Source organism: Salinispora fenicalii, assembly GCF_000514815.1.
GTDB classification, from domain to species: domain Bacteria; phylum Actinomycetota; class Actinomycetes; order Mycobacteriales; family Micromonosporaceae; genus Micromonospora; species Micromonospora fenicalii.
In genome coordinates this window covers 22,355-43,738 of record NZ_AZWQ01000026.1, presented here as the reverse complement: position 1 = coordinate 43,738, position 21,384 = coordinate 22,355, and the positions used below count along the sequence as shown (strand labels likewise).

General features: G+C 70.0%; 16 protein-coding genes. 6 read left to right on the top strand and 10 right to left on the bottom strand.

Translation table 11 applies throughout. The features are described from left to right. Nucleotides 1-63: 63 nt before the first annotated feature. Nucleotides 64-2,547, bottom strand: a complete 2,484-nt coding sequence (locus tag B116_RS0114620; RefSeq protein ID WP_027660505.1) for a DNA gyrase/topoisomerase IV subunit A — start codon at nt 2,545-2,547, stop codon at nt 64-66. A 71-nt stretch (nt 2,548-2,618) separates the two neighbouring features. Continuing rightward, nucleotides 2,619-4,718, bottom strand: coding sequence for a DNA gyrase/topoisomerase IV subunit B (locus tag B116_RS0114615; protein WP_027660504.1), 2,100 nt, complete (start codon nt 4,716-4,718; stop codon nt 2,619-2,621). 405 nt (nt 4,719-5,123) lie between these two features. Here B116_RS0114615 and B116_RS0114610 point away from each other — a divergent pair, with 405 nt between their 5' ends. Beyond that, nucleotides 5,124-6,398 carry an SGNH/GDSL hydrolase family protein gene (locus B116_RS0114610; RefSeq protein ID WP_027660503.1) on the top strand — a complete coding sequence of 425 codons (1,275 nt, stop codon included), beginning with the start codon at nt 5,124-5,126 and terminating at the stop codon, nt 6,396-6,398. A 159-nt stretch (nt 6,399-6,557) separates the two neighbouring features. Next, nucleotides 6,558-7,412 carry an alpha/beta hydrolase family protein gene (locus tag B116_RS0114605; RefSeq protein WP_027660502.1) on the top strand — a complete coding sequence of 285 codons (855 nt, stop codon included), beginning with the start codon at nt 6,558-6,560 and terminating at the stop codon, nt 7,410-7,412. Nucleotides 7,413-7,451: 39 nt separating this feature from the next. Here B116_RS0114605 and B116_RS0114600 read toward each other — a convergent pair whose 3' ends face one another. After that, nucleotides 7,452-9,527 carry an amylo-alpha-1,6-glucosidase gene (locus B116_RS0114600; RefSeq protein WP_027660501.1) on the bottom strand — a complete coding sequence of 692 codons (2,076 nt, stop codon included), beginning with the start codon at nt 9,525-9,527 and terminating at the stop codon, nt 7,452-7,454. Beyond that, nucleotides 9,524-9,949 (bottom strand): SCP2 sterol-binding domain-containing protein, encoded by a 426-nt coding sequence (locus B116_RS0114595; protein WP_026321946.1) that lies wholly within the window; start codon nt 9,947-9,949, stop codon nt 9,524-9,526. Before B116_RS0114595 ends, B116_RS0114600 begins: the two co-directional genes overlap by 4 nt. A 201-nt stretch (nt 9,950-10,150) precedes the next feature. Between B116_RS0114595 and B116_RS0114590 the strand changes: the two genes are divergently transcribed. The 3 genes from B116_RS0114590 to B116_RS0114580 all read left to right on the top strand — a co-directional run bounded on the left by B116_RS0114590 (nt 10,151) and on the right by B116_RS0114580 (nt 13,182). Then, nucleotides 10,151-12,022, top strand: a complete 1,872-nt coding sequence (locus tag B116_RS0114590) for a hypothetical protein (protein ID WP_027660500.1) — start codon at nt 10,151-10,153, stop codon at nt 12,020-12,022. A gap of 81 nt (nt 12,023-12,103) precedes the next feature. After that, complete coding sequence (locus tag B116_RS0114585; protein WP_188116030.1) at nt 12,104-12,484, top strand: ArsR/SmtB family transcription factor; 381 nt, start codon at nt 12,104-12,106, stop codon at nt 12,482-12,484. Further along, nucleotides 12,481-13,182: a cation transporter gene (locus B116_RS0114580; RefSeq protein WP_018723507.1), complete on the top strand. Its 702-nt coding sequence runs from the start codon at nt 12,481-12,483 to the stop codon at nt 13,180-13,182. Before B116_RS0114585 ends, B116_RS0114580 begins: the two co-directional genes overlap by 4 nt. A 57-nt stretch (nt 13,183-13,239) precedes the next feature. On the opposite strand, the gene B116_RS0114575 is transcribed toward B116_RS0114580, so the two are convergent. Further along, entirely contained in the window at nt 13,240-14,145 is a 906-nt protein-coding gene (locus B116_RS0114575) for a LysR family transcriptional regulator (RefSeq protein WP_027660499.1), read from the bottom strand. Between the two features lie 72 nt (nt 14,146-14,217). On the opposite strand from B116_RS0114575, the gene B116_RS25155 reads away from it, so the two are divergent. Further along, nucleotides 14,218-15,555, top strand: a complete 1,338-nt coding sequence (locus B116_RS25155) for an MFS transporter (protein WP_223874583.1) — start codon at nt 14,218-14,220, stop codon at nt 15,553-15,555. Nucleotides 15,556-15,762: 207 nt separating this feature from the next. Here B116_RS25155 and B116_RS0114565 read toward each other — a convergent pair whose 3' ends face one another. From B116_RS0114565 to B116_RS0114540, 5 genes are all read right to left on the bottom strand, one after another. Next, on the bottom strand, nt 15,763-17,232 hold the full coding sequence (locus tag B116_RS0114565) for an MDR family MFS transporter (RefSeq protein WP_027660498.1): 1,470 nt from the start codon (nt 17,230-17,232) through the stop codon (nt 15,763-15,765). 306 nt (nt 17,233-17,538) lie between these two features. Next, complete coding sequence (locus B116_RS0114555) at nt 17,539-18,561, bottom strand: ABC transporter ATP-binding protein (RefSeq protein ID WP_027660496.1); 1,023 nt, start codon at nt 18,559-18,561, stop codon at nt 17,539-17,541. Then, nucleotides 18,558-19,547 carry an ABC transporter ATP-binding protein gene (locus B116_RS0114550; protein ID WP_027660495.1) on the bottom strand — a complete coding sequence of 330 codons (990 nt, stop codon included), beginning with the start codon at nt 19,545-19,547 and terminating at the stop codon, nt 18,558-18,560. The genes B116_RS0114555 and B116_RS0114550 overlap by 4 nt, the downstream gene beginning before the upstream one ends. Further along, nucleotides 19,544-20,425 carry an ABC transporter permease gene (locus B116_RS0114545; protein ID WP_027660494.1) on the bottom strand — a complete coding sequence of 294 codons (882 nt, stop codon included), beginning with the start codon at nt 20,423-20,425 and terminating at the stop codon, nt 19,544-19,546. Before B116_RS0114545 ends, B116_RS0114550 begins: the two co-directional genes overlap by 4 nt. Beyond that, a complete protein-coding gene (locus B116_RS0114540) occupies nt 20,422-21,366 on the bottom strand; it encodes an ABC transporter permease (RefSeq protein ID WP_018723500.1) in 945 nt (314 codons plus the stop codon). Before B116_RS0114540 ends, B116_RS0114545 begins: the two co-directional genes overlap by 4 nt. Between the last annotated feature and the right edge of the window lie 18 nt (nt 21,367-21,384).

Below are 21,384 nucleotides of genomic sequence, written 5' to 3'. Positions count from 1 at the left end.
CCGGGGGACGCGAGGTACCATCGGGCTCCGGTACCCCGGCCGCCCCCGGCGGCCAACGGTAGGTCAGTCGCGGTCGATCTGATGGCCGATCACGGCAGGGCCGAGCAGCACCGCGAAACCGCTGCCGTCGCGGCGCGGGTCCGCTGCCGGCAGTTCCACCGGCTCACCGTTCGCTGTTGCACCGACCGGACGCGGACCAACCCAGGCGACGGCCACCTCGGTCTCCCCCTTGAGGAAGCGCTGGGAGCGTACGCCGCTGGTCGCCCGACCCTTCGCCGGATACGCCGCGAACGGTGTCACCTTCACCGTGGCGCCGGTCGAGGTGACCACCATCGGCTCGCCGTGGGCGGGATCGTCGGTGCGGACCGCACCGAAGTAGACCACTCGCGCGTCACCGGGGAGGCTGACCCCGGCGACCCCGCCGCCCCGCAACCCCTGTGGACGGACCAACCCCGCCGAGTAGCGCAGCAGCGACGCCTCCGAGGTGACGAAGGTGAGGCTCTCGGCTCCGTCGGTCAGCCAGGTCGCCCCGACCACCTCGTCCCCATCCCGGAGGCTGATCACTTCGAACTCGTCGGCGCGCACCGGCCAATCCGGCGCAGCGACCTTCACCATGCCCTGCCGGGTGCCGAGAGCTAGCCCCGGCGACCCTTCCGCAGACGCACCGAGCGGTACGATCCCCACCACCGTCTCCCCTGACGCCAGCGGCACCAACTCGGCCGCGGACATCCCGCCGCGCAGGGAGACCGTGCCGGACTGCTCAGGTAGCACCGGCAACGGCAGCACGTCCACCTTGAATGCTCGGCCGCCACTGGTGACCAGCAGAACTTTGCCGCGGGCCGTGGAGTGGGCGATGGCGCGTACTGCGTCGTGCCGGACCCGACCATGCCGGCGATGTCCCTCGACCGCCTCCTCCGACTCGGCGGCGGTCCGGGCGACCAGTCCGGTTGACGAGAGGATCACCTGGCAGGGGTCGTCGGCGACCTCCAGCGGGCCGGCCGGCACGGACGCGGCGAGCACCTCCTTCAGATCCCCGTCAACCAGGGTGGTACGGCGCGGCGCGGCGAACTGTTTCACCACCGCGGCCAGTTCGTTGGAGACAACCTTCCGCAGGACCTTCGGGTCGTCCAGGAGCCGGGATAGCTCGGCGATTTCGCCGCGAAGCTTCTCCTGCTCGGCCTCCAGTTCCAACCGGTCGTACTTGGTGAGCCGGCGCAGCGGCGTGTCGAGAATGTAGGTCGCCTGGATCCCGGAGAGCCCGAAACGCCGCATGAGACCGTCCTTCGCGGCCTGCGCGTCCTCGCTGCCCCGGATCAGCTTTACCACCTGGTCGATGTCGAGCAGCGCGACCAGCAGCCCGTCCACCAGGTGCAGCCGCTCCTCCCGCCGACGCTTCCGGTACGCGCTGCGTCGGGTCACCACCTCGTACCGGTGGGCCAGGAAGACCTCCAGTAGGGCCTTCAGCCCCAGGGTCTGCGGCTGCCCGTCCACCAGCACCAGGTTGTTGACACCGAACGACTGCTCCAGCGGGGTCAGCCGGTAGAGATCGGCGAGGAGTACCTGCGGATTCACCCCGACCTTGCACTCGATAACCAGTCGGGTGCCGTTTTCCCGGTCGGTCAGGTCCTTGACATCGGCGATCCCGGTGAGCCGCTTGGTCTTCGTGACCTCGTTGGTGACGGCGGCGATGACCTTCTCGGCGCCGATACCGTAGGGCAGCTCGACGACGGTGATCGCCTGCCGGCCACGGCTGCCCTCGATCGGGCCGATCTCCACCTTGGCGCGCATCCGCACCACGCCGCGGCCGGTCTCGTATGCCCGCCGTACCTCGTCCAGACCGAGCAACAGCCCACCGGTCGGCAGGTCCGGCCCCGGAACAAACTCCATCAGCTTGTCCAGCGTGGCGTCCGGGTGGTTGATCAACCAGCGGGCAGCAGAGACCACCTCGCCCAGGTTGTGCGGGATCATGTTGGTCGCCATCCCGACCGCAATCCCCGAGGCACCGTTGACCAGTAGGTTCGGGAATGCGGCCGGCAGCACGGTGGGCTGGGTCAACGAACCATCGTAGTTCGGCCCCAGGTCGACTGTGTCCTCGCCCAACTCACCGACGAGCAGCATCGCCTCCCGCGACATCCGGGCCTCGGTGTAGCGGGCGGCGGCCGGACCGTCGTCGGGGCTACCGAAGTTGCCGTGCCCATCGATGAGGGGGGTGTTGAGGGAGAAGCCCTGCGCCAGCCGGACCAGCGCGTCGTAGATCGCCACGTCGCTGTGGGGGTGGTACTTGCCCATCACGTCGCCGACCACGCGAGCGGACTTGACGTGCCCCCGGTCCGGGCGGTGGCCGGACTCGTACATCGACCAGAGGATGCGCCGGTGCACCGGCTTGAGCCCGTCTCGGGCGTCCGGCAGGGCGCGGGAGTGAATGACCGAGAACGCGTACTCCAAGTAGGAGTCGGAGACCTCGGTGACCAGCGGATTGTCGAAAACCCGTGCCCCCGCTTGGTCGAACGCGGACAGGTCAACCTTCGGGCCCTTGCGGCGTGCCATTACTCAGCTTTCCCCTCGGACTGTTTCCGTGCTCGTGCCGGTGCCCGCGCGATCCGCGGCCGGTCCGGGTCTCATGCGTCGATCGCCTCGCGGTCAACCCGGTCGGCGGAGGCGATCAGCCAGTTCCGGCGGGGCTCCACCTTCTCCCCCATCAGCAGTTCCAGGATCCGCTCAGCTTCTTCGGCGTCTTCCAGCGTGATCCGGCGGACCGCCCGCCCAGCCGGGTTCATCGTGGTTTCCCACAACTCGTCGGCGTTCATCTCGCCCAGACCCTTGAACCGCGGAATCGGAGTGACGATCTGCTTACCCGCCTGCTCCAGTCGTCGGACGGTCGCCTCCATCTCCTCCTGGGTGTAGGTGTAGATGGTCTGCGGCTTGCGCCCCTTTGTGGTGATCTTGTGCAGGGGCGGCATCGCCGCATACAGCCGGCCGGCCTCGATCAACGGTCGCATGTACCGGGCAAAGAGCGTGATCAACAGCGTCCTGATGTGCGCGCCGTCCACGTCGGCGTCGGCCATGATCAGAACTCGGCCGTACCGCACGGCGGAGAGGTCGAAGGTGCGCCCCGACCCAGCCCCCAGCACCTGCACGATCGCGGCGCACTCGGCGTTGTCCAGCACCTGCTGAAGGCTCGCCTTCTGCACGTTGAGGATCTTGCCGCGGATCGGTAACAACGCCTGGTACTCCGACGAGCGGGCCAACCGCGCCGTGCCGAGGGCGCTGTCCCCCTCGACGATGAACATCTCGCTGCGCTCCACCCCGGTGGACCGGCAGTCGACCAGCTTCGCCGGCATCGACGCGCCCTCCAGGGCGGTCTTGCGCCGCGCCGCCTCCTTCTGCTGCTTCTGAGTAAGCCGGACCCGGGCAGCGTCGGCGATCTTCTGAAGGACCGTCCGCGCCTCGGTCTTGGACTTGCGCTCCTCCAGCCAGGCCTTGAGGTGCTGCTCGACCAGGCGCTGAAGAACCTTGGTGATACCGGCGGTGGAGAGCTCATCCTTGGTCTGGGAGGTGAACTGCGGCTCCGGGACGCGCACGTGCACGACCGCGGTCAGGCCCTCGAGGATGTCGTCCAGCGTGGGCGGATCCTCCTTGGCCTTGAGCAGGCCACGGGTGTTCCGGATGGCCTCGGCGAGGGTCCGCGTCAGAGCCCGCTCAAAGCCCTTGCGGTGGGTGCCGCCGTGCGCATTGCGGATGGTGTTGGTGAAGCACTCCACGGTCCGCTCGTAACCGGTGCCCCACCGGAAGGCCACCTCCACCTCAGCGCGACGCGGCACGTTGGCCTGCATCACGCCGTTGGCGTCGGCGGCGTTCTCCCGATACGCCCCTTCGCCGCGGACCAGCAGGGTGCCGGAGACCGGCCGGTCGCCGGCCGGGGTGAGGAAGTCCACCATGTCGGTTAGGCCGTTGGGGTAGTGGAACCGCTCCTCGACCGGCTCCGCTCCGGTGTGGTCTCGCAGCAAGTAGCTGACCCCGGGGACCAGGAAGGCGGTGTTGCGCAGCTTCATCCGCACGGCGTCGGCGTCCAGCGTGGCGCCCACCTCGAAGTAGCGCGGGTCGTACCAGTAGCGGATTGAGGTGCCGGTGCGCTGCTGACGCTTCGCCGCACCGATCACCTGCAGGCCCGGGCCGGCCGTGAAGGGCGCCTGCGGCCCGTCGCCGTCGAACGCACCCGGTACACCGTGCCGGAACGACATCGTGTGGATCTTGCCACCACGACGGACCGTCACGTCGAACCGGCGGGAGAGGGCGTTCACCGCCGAAGCACCGACGCCATGCAGGCCGCCGGAGGTCTTGTAGCCGGAGCCGCCGAACTTGCCGCCGGCGTGCAGCCGGGTGAGCACCAGCTCGACCCCCGATATTCCGGATTTCGCATGCACGTCGGTGGGGATTCCGCGGCCGTCGTCGTCCACCTGCACCGACCCGTCGGCGTGCAGCGTCACCTCGATGGAGGTCGCGTGACCGGCGACACCCTCATCGGTGGAGTTGTCGAGGATCTCGTTGACGAGGTGACCCACGCCACGGCTGTCCGTCGAGCCGATGTACATCCCCGGACGCTTACGGACAGCATCCAGTCCCTCGAGATGCGTGAGGTCGTCGGCCTCATACAGGGTCTCAGGCTCTGCGGTCAACTGGTCGTACTCCCAGGTCTCGGCGGGTATGGTGCCACGCACGACAGGTATTGGGCGATGCGGCACGCCGCAGCGAGCCTAGCTGTAGGCCCTGACGGGCCCCGCCGGGCCCGTTCGCCCGGCCACAACCGGAGTAACGGGTCGGGCCGCCGGGCGATTCCGGTCGTGACCCAGGCGACAGTCGTCCCCGACGCTGCTACCCAGGAGCCGACACCCACCGGCGCCGGGCGGGCCGACACCTCGCCCGGCATCTGTAGCGCGTCCGTGGCCTCTGACCGGTAGCGGCCCCGCTCAGTCGGGGCGCCCCCGCCACGGGCGGGAAGCACTCGCCGCTAGCCGAACCCACTGACGTGAGGTTTGTTACTAGTGAGTATTGACACTTGCGATTGATGGGTGTTCTGATCAAATCCAGAGGATCTTTCACATCTCGATAGGGGTGATCATCACATGTCCAGATTGGGTCGTACCGTCCTGACGGCGGCAATCGCCGTCGCCACGGCCACAGTCTCTGTGACAGTCGCATCGCCGGCGCTGGCCGAGACACCACCAGCCGCTCTGACCGAGGCACCACCCACCGCCGCGGTAGCGCTCGGAGACAGCTTCATCAGCGGAGAGGGCGCCGGGGCGTACGCTCCCGTGGTCGACATCGATGGGGGGACCAGCACCTTCCCGGGATGGTCCGCCCCGAACAGTGCGGCCTACTTCTGTCACCGCTCGGCGAACGCCTCACTCCACCGGGCCAATCTGCCCGGGATCGACGACCGGTTCAACCTCGCCTGCTCCGGCGGACAGCCGGCCGACTTCGCCAACGCCTCCGCCGACCGGGCGAACGGACGCCAGGTCGCCGCCCAGCTCGACCAGCTCCGTGCGGTGGCGCAAACCCACGATATCGACCTGGTCCTCGTCGGCATCGGCTCGAACAACAGCTCGTTCACCTTCGGCGAGGTGGCCGAGAAGTGCGCGAACCGGTTCATCGCCGACGCCTGGATCGGCTGGTGGGAGTTCTGGGCGGAGCCCTGGGCGGTGGAACAGGATCCCTGCTCCGACGCCGACCTGGCGACCGCCGCGGAGCTCGCCGCGGCGACCGCGGAGACCAGTGCCGCGGTACAGCAGGTCCTCAGCACGCTCGCCGAGGTGGACGCCGACGGCGAGCACCGGGTTGTCCTCCAGGACTACACGAACCCGTTGCCGGAGGAGTTGGCCCAGGCCTACTGGACCGAGGACAACCGCGACGACACGCGGGACAAGTTCCGCGACCTCGGCCGCGAACGGTACGCGGCCGGCTGCCCGATCCACCGCGCCAGCCTCGCCCCCGGCCACCGCTTCTCGCAGGGGCTGGGCAGCATGGTGAGCCAGGTCCACACCGACGTCACCGCCGAGTTCCCCAACGCCGACGTGGTCCTGCTCAACGTGCAACAGGCCTTCGATGGCGCCCGGCTCTGTGAGACGACGGATGGTCCGCACCAGGCCCTCGCCACCGCCGTCCGCCTGATGGATGGCCCCTCCGGCACCTACGTCACCAGCCTCGAAGGGGCGAACAAGCTCGACATCAGCCGGATCGCCAACACCTGCGTGGACTACTTCCAGACCTGCCAGGAGTCGTGGCACCCGAACGCCGCCGGCCACCTGGCGCTCGGGCAGTGCCTGACCGGCGCTGCGACCACGAACTCCCGTGAGGTCTCCTGTGTCCGCTCCCCGAATGGCACGATCACGGTGAGCTGACCCCTACCCACACACCCCGACGCCTCGCGGGTCCGTGCATCGAACGGATCCGCGAGGCGTCAATGTTTCCCAGTGTGCCTACGCCAGCCGGCCCAGCTCGACGTGACGACACTCACCGATCGGTTACCTGTCGGTAGCTCCAAACCGTAGATTGAGCTGGTGAATCTGGATTACCAGCAAGAATTCGTCGAAGTCGACGGAGCCCGCCTCGGTCTACAGATCTATCCGGAGCCGGCGGAGACCGCCGATGCCCCACTGGTGCTAATCTTCCCCGCCATGGGCGTCTCCGCCCGGTACTACCGCCCGTTCGCCACCGCGCTCCGCGCCGCCGGGCTCGCCGTCGCGGTCGCCGACCTCCGCGGCACCGGAGCGAGTACACCGCGCCCGAGTCGCCGCTGCCGCTACGGGTACGCGGAGCTGACCACCGATGTCGGCGCGATGCTGGCGGCGTTGAAGGAACACCGAAGCGGCCGGCGTACCCTCCTGCTCGGACACTCCCTGGGCGGCCAGACGGCCCTGCTGCACCTGGCACTGAACCCCGGGCACGATGTGGATGGTCTGGCCCTGGTCGCCGTCGGGCTCCCCTGGTGGCGTACCTATCCGCCGGGAGCGCGAGGTTACGGCGTCCTCCCGTTCACCCAGACGATCGCCGCCACCACCCGGCTGCTCGGGGTCTGGCCGGGCTGGGGCTTCGGCGGCCGGCAGGCGCGCGGAGTGGTCCGGGACTGGGCCTACACCGCACGTACCGGCCGCTTTCCCCGGCTGGACGGAGTGGACGCCGAGGCGGCGCTGCGCGACCTCCGCACGCCGGTGCTGGCGGTCAGCGTGGACAACGACCAGTACACCCCGCACGAGACCCTCGACCACCTCTGCGCCAAGCTCACCAGCGCTTCCATCACCCGCGAGCGTCACCGGGCCGAGCCGGGCGGCAGCCGACTCGACCACTTCAGCTGGGCACGTACCGCAACGAGCCCGCTGGCCACCCAAATCGCCCAGTTCGCGACCCAACGGTAGCCCGGACGCGGGCGGGCCAGGTAGGCCCGCCCGACCGCTTCAGCTCAGCCCGGGCCGGCGAGTCGGCACACCGTCGGCGCGATCCCGACCATAGGCATCCGAATGGCCCCACTTCCCCGGAATGTCAAGCAGCTCGATTTGCCCGAGGCCCGCCGGCAACGCCGGGCTCACCAGTAGGTCATCGCCGCAGGGGCGGAGCCCCAACACGGTTGCCAGCAGCATCAAGAGTCCGCCGGAGGACCACGCCTGCGGGTGGCCGGCGATCGGCAGCGGCACCGGATACTTCGTCAGGGTCCGCGGGTAGCCCGCGATGACCTCCGGCGCCGGGCCACCGATCCGCGCCGCCATGGCGAACATCCCGTCGGCGATTCGGGCCGCCTCGGCGTCGAAGTGATAGCGGCGCAGGCCGCTGGCGACGATGGCGTTGTCCCAGGGCCAGACCGCGCCGAGGTGGGAACCGACCGGGTTGTACACCCGCTGCCCGGCTGCCAACGTGCGAACTCCCCAGCCGGAGAAGAGGTCCGGACCGAGAAGGTGCTCGGCGAGCGCCCCGGCCCGCTCCGCCGGCACGATGCCGCTCCAGAGCAAATGGCCGATGTTGGACGTCAGCGCGTCCACGGGCTCACCGTCCGGGCCCAGCGCCAGGGCGTAGTACTGCTGGTCGGCCAGCCAGAAGTCGGTGTTGAACCGGTGCTTCAGCTGAGCCGCCTCCCGCTCCAGCCGGTCCCCGTACTCCGGGTCGCCCCACACCTGGCGGGCGAGCCGGGCACCCCGCAGCTTCGCGGCGTACGCGTAGCCCTGCACCTCACAGGTCGCCCTCGGTGGTGCCGGCTGCCGGCCGTCCCGGTCGGTGATCGCCTCGGCCGAGTCCTTCCAACACTGGTTGACCAGGCCCTGGTGGCTGTTCCGGCGCTGGTAGCGCACGTACCCGTCGCCCAGCGAGTCGCCGTACTCGTCGATCCAGTCCAGCGCCAGCCGAGCCGGGTGGCGTAGTTCCCGCACCAGGTTGGTGTCGCCGGACCACCGCTCGTACTCGTCGAGCAGGATCACGAACAGCGGTGTCGTGTCGGCGGCGCCGTAGTACATCGTGGTCGGCTCGTGACCGAAGGCGGCGGCCTCGCCGTAACGCAGCTCGGCGAGGATCTTTCCCGGCTCCTCCTCGTAGGTGTCGTCGAGTTGGCCACCCTGCAGCAGCGCCAGCAGGCGCAGCACCACCGGCGCCAGCTCCGGAGTGAACGGCAACGTTTGTAGGCAAGTGACCAGGGCGTCGCGGCCGTAGAGCGACATCGCCCAGGGCAGACCGCCCACCGGCATTCGCTCCAGGGAGGACAACGGCTCGTAGCGCAGCGCCGCGAGGTCGACCAGGCTCCGCTGGTACGTCCCCTGTAGCGAGTTGTTGTCGGTAACGAGGGTCGGCGCCCGGTCCAACCACCGACGCAGGTCCTCGCGCATGTCCCGGTGCACGTGGAGCCGGTGGGTCGCCAGGTCGGCCCGCATGTCCCGGTCACCCTCACCCTGAACAGCCATGCCGACGTGCAGGTCGGTCTCCCACTGCCCGTGCGGCTCGATCCGAGCGCGGAAGGTCATCCCATGCTCATCCACCTCGACGGGCTCGGTGCTGGTCACCACCGCCTCCCGGACGAAGCGTTCCCGCCGGTACCGCAGCCGAAGCTGCCGTAGTTGCGAGTCGGGGATGACCTCGACCCGCCGGTTCCGGACGGAGCCGGGCTTGGTGACATCGGCGATGTCGGCGAAGTCGGCCCCGATCTCCATCCGTACGGTCAGCTCGGCCGGTTCGGGCGAGTGGTTCAGCACGATCAGTCGCTCGTTGAAGCTGTCGTCGAGGGACCGGTGCCGAATCACCGAGACATCGGCGTCAACGTAGTGGCTGGCGGTACCGGGGACGAGGAAGAAGCGCGTCTCGAAGTACGTCACATCGTCGCGAGAGAGTGCCTGCAGCCGTTCACCGTCGATCCGCAGCACCCAGTGCGCGAGGAACCGGGTGTCCCAGGAGAAGAGGCCGATCGGAGCCGTGGGATCACCCTCCATGTCCCCCTGTGCGTCGCTGATGGCGAAGGCGTTGCCCGCCATCACGTGCACCCGCTCCTGCCTCACCGCTGACTCCCGGTGGCACGCCCGGCCGGGCCGGAGTCGGCTTCCCCGGCCGTGGCCGGTGCCGAGTTGGCAGCCTCCCGGGGGTGCCGCGCGTCGGGCGGGCCGGGGAAGAGCCGGCGCAGCATCATGAACAGCCGGATGTCGCCGTGCACGGTGAGGTCGTTGCGGCCCAGCGCGGCAGCGGGGTGCAGCGCTCCGCTGGCGATCCGGTCGAAGACCGCGCGGTCGGCCCGCAGCACAAGGTCCGCGTCGCCGCCGCGCTGGTCCACCCGGACCTGCTGGTCGGCGATGGTGAGGTGCCAGTGTTCGGTCCGGCCGTCCTCGCGCAGGTCCAGCCGTACCGTGCCGGATGTGGTCTCGGGCAGGTCCGGGTGGCGGCCGGATTCGAGCCGGCCGATCAGCTTCGCCGCAGGTGTTGTCATCGGCTCCCCCTCCGTCATCCGGCAGGTTCGCATCACTTCGGGTGAGGCCGGTTCACCTGCGCCGGGTGAACCGGTGGTCATCGACCCCCTTCCCTCCGGCCTGCTCACCCGGTAGAAACGGGGTCAACCCCCACCCCGTCCAGCCCGTCCCCAGCAACACCGAGAGAGCGCTCTCCCAGCGTGTGACGAGAGGACGAACGCATGACCTTTCCCCACCCACGACGACACGTACGCCGAGCCCTCGGGCTCAGCCTCGCGCTGATGGTCGCCGTCACCGCCGCCGCCCCCGGCGCCGCCACCGCCGGCGGACCCCGGTCCGGCGCTCCCGACTTCGGCCCCAACGTGACGATCTTCAGCCCGGAGACGCCCATCGACGAGATCCAGGCCGCCATGGACGCGCGGCACGCCGCGCAGGTGGACGCCGAGATGGGCACGGACCGGCACGCCTACCTCTTCCTGCCCGGCACGTACGGCAGCGCTGACCAGCCGTTGCAGGTGAAGCTCGGCTACTACACCCAGGTCTCCGGCCTCGGCGCCACCCCCACCGACGTCCAGGTCAACGGAAAGATCGAGGTCTACAACCGCTGCCTCGACGACGAAGGGACCAGCAACTGCCTCGCGCTGGTCAACTTCTGGCGCACCCTGTCCAACCTGGCACTGCGCATTGACCCCGCTGGGCAGGACGACTGCCGCTCCTCGGCGAACTTCTGGGCGGTGTCGCAGGCCGTGTCGATGCGGCGCCTCGACGTCAGCGGCGGCACCCTCTCCCTGATGGACTACTGCACCGCCGGCCCGCAGTACGCCAGCGGTGGGTTCATCGCCGACTCCCGGCTCCCCGAGGTCGTCAACGGCTCGCAACAGCAGTGGCTGACCCGCAACAGCGAGATCGACAGCTGGTCCAACGGCGTCTGGAACCAGGTCTTCACGGGCGTTGACGGCGCACCAGCCGACGACAGCTTCCCCGACCCGCCGTACACGACGCTCGACACCACCCCGTTGAGCCGGGAGAAGCCGTACCTCTTCGTCGACGATCAGGGCCGTTACCAGGTACGGGTGCCGGCTGCTCGCCGCGACACCCGGGGCATCTCGTGGGGGGCGGGCCTTACCCCCGGCCGGACCATTCCGATCCGCGACTTCTACCTCGCCCGCCCCGGCGACTCGGTACGGACGATCAACCGGGAGCTGGCGCGGGGCAAGCATCTCCTGCTCACCCCCGGCCGGTACGACATCGCCCGCAGCATCGAGATCCGCCGGCCGGACACGGTCGTCCTCGGGCTGGGGCACGCCACGCTGACCGCCGTGGACGGCGCCGCGCCGCTCAACGTCGCCGGCGTACCCGGTGTCGTGGTGGCCGGGGTGACCATCGACGCGGGGCTCGACGAGTCGCCGGTCCTGCTCCGGGTCGGCAAACGGCACGGACGCAACCACAGCACCCCCCAGAACCCGATCACGCTCTCGGACGTGTACTTCCGGGTCGGTGGCCCCCACATCGGTCGCACCCACACCGCGCTCGAGGTCAACGCCGACGACGTGTTGATCGACCACACCTGGGTGTGGCGGGGCGACCACGGCGTGGAGGACTTCACCGAGGGGGTCAAGGGCGACACCGACCGCTGGCGCACCAACACCGGGCGGTACGGCGCGATCATCAACGGCGACCGAGTTACCGCCACCGGCCTCTTCGTCGAGCACTTCCAGCGCCACAACACGGTGTGGAACGGCGAACACGGCACCACGATCCTCTACCAGAACGAGCTGCCCTACGACCCGCCTACGCAGGCCGACTGGATGAAGGGCGAGGTGCAGGGTTGGGCCGGCTACAAGGTCAACGACCGGGTGCAGCACCACACGCTCTACGGCGGCGGGGTGTACGTGTACAACCGGAACAACCCGTCGATCCACACCGAGAACGGCTTCGAGGTGCCGGACCGCCCCGGAGTGCAGCTTCATCGCGTGATGACCGTCAACCTGAACGCCGGCACAATCGATCATGTGGTCAACGGGGTCGGCGCGGCGGCCGACACCACCCGCGTCGGCGCGCCGGTCTATCTCACCGAGTATCCGGTTGACTGATCCCCTGCCGCTGACCGCCAGTCACGGGTCGCGCTGTGCCGACCAGAGCTCCGCGACCCGTGACCCGGCCACGACAAAGTGATGCACCAGCGGTGCTATCATCGCTTCGTGGCGATTGATTGCTCCCCCGACCTCGCGCCGGCTGTCGCGCTGTTCCGCTCCCTCGGCGACCCAGCCCGGCTGGCCATCCTGCTCCGGCTCACCCGCGGTGAGGCCCGGGTGGTGGACCTGACCCGCGAGCTGCAACTGGCGCAGTCGACCGTCTCGAAACACCTCTCCTGCCTTCGGGACTGTCAACTGATCGACTTCCGGGTCGAGGGTCGCCAGTCGTTCTACGCGCTGGCCCGACCGGAGCTACCCGCCCTGCTGCGCTCCGCGGAACAGCTCCTCGCCGCCACCGGCGAAGCAGTCGCCCTCTGCCCGACATACGGCTCGTCCACGGTTCGAGGAGACGACGCGTGACCACCTCCACCCTGACCCCCCAGCGGCGCGCGCTCCTGTCCCGCCGCAGCCTCTGGCTGGCCTACGCCACCGCCGGATACAACCTCCTGGAGGGCTTGGTCGCGATCGCCGCCGGCGCGGCGGCCTCCTCCACCGCGCTGATCGGCTTCGGCCTCGACTCGTTCGTCGAGGTGTCCAGCGCGGCCGTGGTGATCTGGCAGTTCCGCTCCCGGGTGCCGGAGGAGCGGGAACGGCTGGCGCTGCGACTGATCGGTGTCTCGTTCTTCGCCCTGGCCGCCTGGATCACCGTGGACGCCGGGCGCGCGCTACTCAGCGACGGAGACGCCAGCCCCAGCCCGGTCGGCATCGGCCTCGCCGTCGCCTCACTGATCGTCATGCCCCTCCTGGTCCGCGCCAAGCGGCGTACCGGCCGGGAACTCGGCTCGGCCACCGTCATGGCCGACTCCACCCAGACCGCCCTCTGCACGTACCTCTCCGCGGTGCTCCTCGTGGGCCTGCTCCTCAACGCCGGGCTCGGCTGGTCCTGGGCAGACCCGATCGCCGCGCTCGTCATCGCGGCCGTCGCGGTGCGGGAAGGGATCGCGGCGTGGCGGGGTGACCAGTGCGACGACTGCGCGCCGCCCACCCGCGCCACCGCCGACCCGGCACCGACCTGCACCGACGGGTGCCAATCCGACGCGGCCACACCCCAGTCGTAGCCGCTCCGGCGGTGCGCCTGCTCGGCAGGCCAGGGACGAGCGGCTGCCGGGCCGCAGTTACCGGCGAGCCACGCCCAGCTCGGGCCTGTCCGGTGCATCCTGCGCGACGCCCAGGATCCGCACGGTCAGGGCAGGCAGCACCCGCGCCAGGTGAGATGGTCGCGGGGGCCGGGTCACCAGCGAGAGCACGACCTTCCCCGGCACCGGGGAGGGCAGCAGGCGGTCGGTGCGGTCATCCCACCAGCGGGCCGCGAGGACGGGAACCACGGCCGGGATCTTGCGGTGCCGGGCGATGCGCAGGGTGGCCTCGATCGTGGGGCCCGGCTGCGGGAGCGCGCCGAGCCCGGTCAACCCTGCGTGCAGGTGCTCGCCGGCCAGATCCATCGAGGAGTACAGCACTTCCCTTCCCGCCAGCGCCTTCTTGCCGGGGGCCAGGGGTGCGGTGCCCGCGGGCAGGACGAGGACCAGCGGGGAGGCCCCGAGCCCGGTGACCTGGAGTCCGTGGGGCAGGACGGCCTGGTCTGCGATCGTGACGATCGCCGCGTCCAGCAGGCCCTGGTGGACCCGGCCGATCAGGGTGGGGCCGTGCTCGACCTCGGCCTGGAGCGTCACGCCGGTGAGTTCGATCCGGGCGACGGTGAACACGATCGGGGCCAGCGCCTGGATCGTGCCCAAGCTCAACGACGGGGCCTGCATCGCAGCGGCGAGTTGGGCGGGGAGTGCGTCGAGGTCAGCCAGCAGGCGTACGGCTCGCCGGGCCAGCTCCCGCCCGGCCGGGGTGGGGCGGGCCCCGGTCGTGTCCCGCTCGAACAACCTGATTCCCAGGCGGCGTTCCAGCGCGGCCAGTCGACGCGAGGCCGAGGGCTGGGTGGTCAGCAGTTCCTTGGCCGCGGCTCCGACCGATCCGTGCCGGGACACGGCCTCGACCAGCACCAGGTCCTCGACTTTCAGGCTGGGTCTCATGCCTCCAGCGTATGAGCCGGCTACACGAAGAGATCTCTACCCGGTCAGAGAAGGGCGGTTGAGGATCAGTGCGTGCGGAGAGGACTGCTACTACTGACCGTGATCACGTTCGTGACCTGGGTCGGGACGAGGATGACCGCCGTCGCCCTGCCCCTGGTCGCACTAGAGGAGACCGGGCAGGCCTGGACCACCGGGCTGGTCGGTGGGATGGCCGGGCTGCCCCTACTGACGGTGGGCTGGTGGGGCAAGGGGCTGCGGGACCGCCTCACCGGTGGGAGAGCCCTGGCGGTAGTGGCAGGCGTGAACGCCGCCGGGCTCGCCATCGTCCCCGTGGCCTCCCTGGTGGATCAGGTCGGGGCGGTCGCACTGTGTGCCTCGGGCCTGGTGACCGGGGTCGCGGGCGCGCTGCTGGGCCCCGCCGAACGATCGCTGGTCTCCGACCTCGCCGACGAACACGTCGCCCGTGGCGGCCGGACCGGACCAGCGAAGTGGTTGGCCTGGCAGGACCTCGCCCACCGGGTCTCGATGATCTTCGCCCCACCCGCCGGGGCCTGGGCCGTGACCATGTTGGGCGCGGACGCGCTGCTGTGGTGCGAGACCGCCGTGGTCGCCCTGGCCGCGATCGTCTTCCTGGCCGTCCCCACCCGCGGAACGACACCCCACGAAGGCCAGGGCGGCGCTCCGGGAGCAGCCACGCCGGGACGGCCGGTCTCCGCTCTGGCGGTGCTACGTTCCCGCCCGCAAATCGCGGCCGGCGTGCTCATGGCTGGGGTTGGCGGGGTGTGCTGGTTCGGGTTCAGCCTGGGCCTGGCCGTACTCGGGGTCGAGCACGACCTGCCCGGCGCACTCATCGCCGCGGGCATGAGCGGGTACGGGGCCGCATCCGTGGCCGCCTCCCTGCTGCTGCCGGTGGTCATCGACCGTCTACCGCGCATGACGGCGATGCTGCTCTCCTGGGTCGTGCTCGGGGCCGTGTTCGTCGCCTTGCCACTGGTGGCACCGAGCCTGACCGGTGTCGCAGCCGTGGCCGCAGTGGGCGGAGCCTCGATGCCGTGGGGGATCGCCGCCTTGAACGCTCTGATCAGCGAGCAGACCGGCGGCAGCGAACGCCGGGCAGCCTTCACCGCAGAGACAGTACTGCACTCCGGAGGGATCTCCCTGGGGCTGCTGGCGGGCGGAGCCCTGATCGGCTGGGCCGGTTCCGAGGCCGTACTCCTGACCACCGGGCTCCTCCAGATCGCCGCCGCAATCGTCGGGGCCGGGTGGGCCTGGAAGCCCGTCACGAGCAAGGCGTCGAAGCGACGGGATGCTGTGGCAGCTGCGCACCGGATCCACCTGGCCGCAGACGCCGCCTGCCACGGTGATCCTGTTGACCCAGGCCAGGCCAGGTCGAGGCTGAGGCGGTGGTAGGCATGTCCACACCCGCCTCGACGAAGAACTAGGCGAGGTAGAGCATCAGCGACACCGCGCTCTGCGCTCGTACCGCGAGTCGGACCCGAAGCCCGTGATCGGGGTATCGAGGCGGCCGGTGGCGCGGTACGAGCCGGTCCCGTTGTCACCCGGGTCGTGGTAGGCGATCAGCGCCTCGGCCAGGGCCCACGCGACCGGCGGGCGAACTCAACGACGGATGGGGCGGGTAGGTGGTTCGGGGACCGGATCCATGGTGGCTTGAGCGTTGGCGTTCTTAATCCTGGCCGAAATCAACGCGCCGACAAGTAGAAGAATGCTGACCAGCACGAAGGACTCGTGGAAGGCCGACACCGTATCGGCGGCCTCGGCCCGTTCCGGGGTCCGGGCGGTGAGCCATGCCGCCCCCAGGGCGATACCGATCGCAGCACTGACCTGACGTTGGGTGTTGTAGATGGCGACGGCCTGCCCGGTCGCGGCTGGGCTGATGGTGGCGTAGGTGGCGGTCTGGAGGGCGATGAACACCGGTCCGATGGCCAGCCCCCGTAGCCCCAGTAGAGCGGCCGTGACCAGGGGGTCGGTATCGGCCCCGACAGCCAGGAAGGCGACGCCACTGGCCGCGGCCAGAAGCGCCCCGTACACCATGAGCGGGCGGGGTCCGTAGTGGCGGTACCACCAACGGCCGGCGATCTGCGACGAGACGAGGGCTCCGACCGACTGGGGTAGCAGGATCAGACCGCTGTGGAGTGCGGATTGGCCCTGGGGCCCCTGAAGGAACAACGGCAGCAGGAAGATCAGGCCAAGGTAACCCCCGATGAGGAACCCGCCGGCGATGTTGCCGATACGAAACATTGGATCCCTGAACAGCGCCACGTGCACCAAGGGCTCGGACCTGGTGCGCTCGACCATGACGAAGGCGACCGCCAGCAGCGGTGCGCAGGTCAGGGCGGCCACGATGGTGGGCGAGGTCCATCCCAACGTCGGGCCGAGCGACAGTCCGTAGAGCGTCGTGGTGAGGGCCGCACCCCCCAGCACGAACCCGGCGATGTCGAAGCGGCGGGCGTGGGGCTCACGATGCTCCACCAGCACGGCGGCGGCCAGGGCCATGGTGAGAATGCCGAGGGGAATGTTGATGTAGAAGATCCATCGCCATGAGGCCGTGTCGACCAGCAACCCGCCAAGCACGGGGCCGACGGCGGGAGCGAGTACGGCAACGCCGAACACGGCAGTGGCGGCCTTGGCACGCTGCGACTGTGGGAAGGCCCGGTACAACATGGCGCCGCCCACCGGGGTCAGCATGCCACCGCCCACGCCCTGCAGGATCCGGAAGGCGATGAGCTGGTCCAGCGTTTGGGCCAGACCGCACAGGGCCGAAGCCACGGTGAAGAGGGCGAGGGCGACGAGGAAGACGCGCTTGGTGCCGAAGCGGTCACCGATCCAGCCCGAAGCGGGTATGAACAGGGCCAGTGACAGCAGGTAGCCCAACACCGCCCAGTGCGTGTGATTGGGTGTTGTCCCGAACTCGGCGGCCAGGGCGGGAACCGCCACGTTGACGATCGTGGTGTCCATGATCTCCACGAACAGGCCCAGCACATAGATGATGGCGACCCAGTACCGGTATGGCAGTCGCCGGTGGTCGGAGGAGGACGATGGGCGGTTGGTGATCGTGTGTTGAGCCACCTTGCCGTTCTACAACCTCAAGTCGGGTTCAGGTAAACCTGAGCTCGCCGGTTCCGTACCCCAGTCCCGGTCCTCCCTCACCGCCGAGATCTCCCGCCGAGGGGCCGAGGGGGTGGCGCATCCCGCCGCGGTGGACGACGAGATCGCGGTGTCACCCGAAACAGCTCGATCTCGTGGTGGACGAGTCAGCAACCACCGGCTCGACGCCGTCGCTCCCGGAGCTCATGGCTCGGACCGGGCCGGGCCGGTGTCAGGTTTCGGCCAGCGGGGGATCGCTCAGGTGTACCGCCGCTAGATCTGCGGCGGTCAGGGCGAGGGGGCGTTGACGGGCTCTGCCCGCATCGCGCGTACCGCCTCGCCGGCGAAGAGGCAGGCCGCCTCGTGCCCGGTGCCGATCTCGACCAGCACCGGGTCGGTCTGGGCGCAGTCGGGCCGGGCCTGCGGGCACCGCGTCCGAAACCGGCAGCCGGTCGGCGGGTCGATCGGGCTCGGGACATCACCGGCCAGAATGATCCGCTGGCGACTACGCTGCACCGGCGGGTCGGCCACCGGCACCGCCGACAGGAGGGCGGCGGTGTAGGGGTGGGCGGGCTCCCGCCAGATCTGCGCCGGAGCACCGCTCTCCACGATCCGGCCGAGGTACATCACGGCCACCCGATCACTCATGTGCTCGACGGCGGCGAGATCGTGCGCAATGAAGAGGTAGGTCAGCCCGAGCTCTCGCTGCAGCCCGCGGAGCAGGTTCATGATCTGCGCCTGCACGCTCAGGTCCAGGGAGGCGATCGGTTCGTCGAGGACGATCAGGTCCGGCTCACCGGCGAGCGCCCGCGCGATGCCCACCCGCTGCCGCTGGCCGCCGGAGAGCTCGTGCGGGTGCCGTTCGGCGAGATCACGCCGCAGGCCGACCAGGTCGAGCAGTTCGGCTACCCGGTCCCGCCGGGCCGCGCCGCTGGCGGCGAGCCGGTGCACGGCCAGCGGCTCGGCGATACTCGCCCCGACGGTGTGCCGCGGATCGAGGGAGGCCTGCGGATCCTGGAACACCATGGCGACGCGGCGGCGCAGTCGGCGCAACCGCCGCCGCGACCAGCGGGTCACGTCCTGCCCCGCTACCTGGACGGTACCGGCGGTCGGCTCGACCAGGCGCAGCAGCGCCAGCCCGGTCGTCGACTTGCCGCTACCGGACTCACCGACGAGACCGAGGGTTTCGCCGCGGCGTACCTTCAGGGACACCCCGTCCACGGCCCGGACCACCCCCGCCGGGGTCGGAAACCGCACCGCCAGGTCGGTCAGCTCCGCGACCGCGTCGGTGGCCACGCTCTTCCCGGTCATCGGTCCTCCCCAGTCGGCTGCCGCGGATAGAAGGTCCGCACCTGGTGCCCCGCCGCGACCGGCACCAACGGCGGCAACTCCCGCTCGCAGCGACTGTCCCCCCGGACCGAGCAGCGGGGCCAGAACGCGCACCCCTCGGGAAGCTCCAGCGGGCTGGGTGGCGTACCCGGGATGGTGACCAGTTCGGTGACGTTCGCGTCCGGGTCCGGTCGCGCCGCGAGCAGCGCGGCGGTGTACGGGTGCGCGGGTTCGGCGAAGACCGCGTCCACCGCCCCCTGCTCGACGATGCGACCGCCGTACATGACGGCCACGGTGTCGGCGAGCCCGGCGACGACGCCGAGGTCGTGGCTGATCCAGACGACGGCGGTGCCGAGGCGCCGTTGCAGGTCGGCGACCAGCTCGACGATCTGGGCCTGCGTGGTCACATCGAGCGCGGTGGTGGGCTCGTCGGCGATCAGCAGATCCGGCTCGCAGACCAGGGCCATGGCGATCACCGCGCGCTGGCGCATCCCGCCGGAGAGCTGGTGCGGGTAGGCGTCCACCCGTTCGGCGGCGGAGGGGATGCCGACGAGTTCGAGCATCTCGATGGCGCGGGCCCGGGCTGCCCGTCGGGTCAGCCCGAGGTGGGCCTCGCTGGCCTCGCCGATCTGGCGGCCCACGGTCAGCACCGGGTTCAGCGAGGTCATCGGGTCTTGAAAGACGAACCCGACGTGCCGTCCCCGCATCCGCCGGCGACGTGCCGCCGACAGCGTGGCGAGATCGGTACCGAGCAGCCGAACGTCTCCGGTGACCCGGGCCGCGCGGGGGGCGAGCCCGGTGGCGGCGAGCACGCTCATGCTCTTGCCGCTGCCCGACTCACCGACCAGGGCCAGCGTCTGCCCCGCCCGGACCGACCAGTCGACGCCGGCGACCGCGCGGGCCGCTCCCCGGCGGGTACCGATCGTCACGGTCAGATCCGCGACGGAGAGCACGGCTTCATCGGTCATCCGGCGTTCCTCCTCGCCTCGCTGACGGTGAGCTGGCGAGGGTCGAGCACGTCGCGGAGCGCGTCTCCGACCAGGTTGAACGCCAGGACGGTAAGGAAGATCGCGGCACCGGGGAAGAAGCCCAGCCACCATGCGTCGGTGACGAATCCGCGCCCGTCGTAGAGCATCCGGCCCCAGGCCGGCTCGGGCGGCTGCACCCCCAACCCGAGAAAGGAGAGCGCCGCCTCGGACAGGATCGCGAAGGCCAGCGAGAGCGACGTCTGGACGATCAGCGGCGCCGCGATGTTGGGCAACACATGCCGCCGCATGATGCGCAGATCCGATGCCCCGGTGGCGACTGCCGCCCGGACGAAGACCTGCTCGCGGACGGAGAGCACCCCCGCCCGGGTTACCCGGGCGAAGATCGGGGTGTAGACCACGCCGATCGCGACCATCGCGGTCCTCAGGCCCGGCCCCAGGACCGCGACGATGGCCACCGCGAGCAGCAGGACCGGGAACGCGAACAACACATCCATGCAACGCATGAGTACGTTGTCCAGCCACCCCTGGTAGTAGCCGGCGAACAGCCCCAGCGTCACGCCCGCCAGCAGGGCGATCCCCACACTGACCGCGCCGACCTGAAGCGAGACGCGGGCGGCGACCAGGACCCGGCTGAGTACGTCTCGACCGAGTTCGTCGGTGCCGAAGGGATGCGCCCAACTAGGCGGCTGAAGCATCCGGTCAACGTCCACCTCGTTGATGCCGGCGGGCGCCAGCCAGGACCCGGCCAGGCCCGCCACGACCAGCAATACGAGCACCACACCGCCGGTCACGGCCAACGGGTCGCGGCCCAGCGCCACCAGGGCACGGCGCGACGTCGAGTCACCGTTTCCGCTCATCGCACCCGAATCCTCGGATCGAGACGGGCATAGAGAAGATCCACCAGGAGGTTGACCAACAGGAACAACGCCGCCACGAGCAGGATCGCCCCCTGGAGCACCGGGTAGTCCCGGGCCTGCACCGCGTCGTAGGTGAGCCGGCCCACCCCGGGCCAGGCGAAGAGCACCTCGATCACGATCACGCCGCCGAGCAGGCTGGCCAGCTGCACCGCCACGACGGTGACCACCGGGATCAGCGCGTTCCGCAGGACGTGCCGCACCACCACCACGCGGGTGGGCAGCCCCTTCGCCTCGGCGGTCCGGACGTAGTCCTCGGCGAGCACCTCCAGCACGGAGGATCGAATGAACCTGGTCAAGATCGACGCGGTGACCAGGCCAACCGTGACCGCCGGGAGAAAGACGTGCGACGCCCAGCCGACGGGATCCTCGGTGAGGGCCACGTAACCCGAGGGCGGAAACCAACCCAGCACCCCCGCGAAGAGCAGGATGCCCATGATGCCCATCCAGAAGTCCGGTACCGAGACCCCGAACTGGCTGAACACCCGCGCGGCGTGATCGAACACCGAGCCGCTACGCAGGGCTGAGAGCACCCCCAGCGGGAAGGCGACCAGGAGCGCGAAGACGACCGCGGTGATCGCCAGGGAAAGCGTCGCGGGCAACCGCTCCAGCACGATCTCGGTCACCGGCCGACCGCTGCGGAAGCTGACTCCGAGATCGCCGGTCAACGCCTGCCCGACGTAGCTGGCGTACTGCACCGGCAGCGGCTGGTCCAGCCCGGCCCGCGAACGCAGCGCCTCGTACGTCTCGGGGTCGAAGCGGGTGCCGAGCGCCACCCGCACCGGATCGCCGGGGACGAGTTGCAGCAGCAGGAACACCACCAACGTCACGCCGAGCAGGACGATGCCGGACTGGAGCAGCCGACGCAGGATGAAGCGGGTCACCTGGAGCGACCCGTAAAC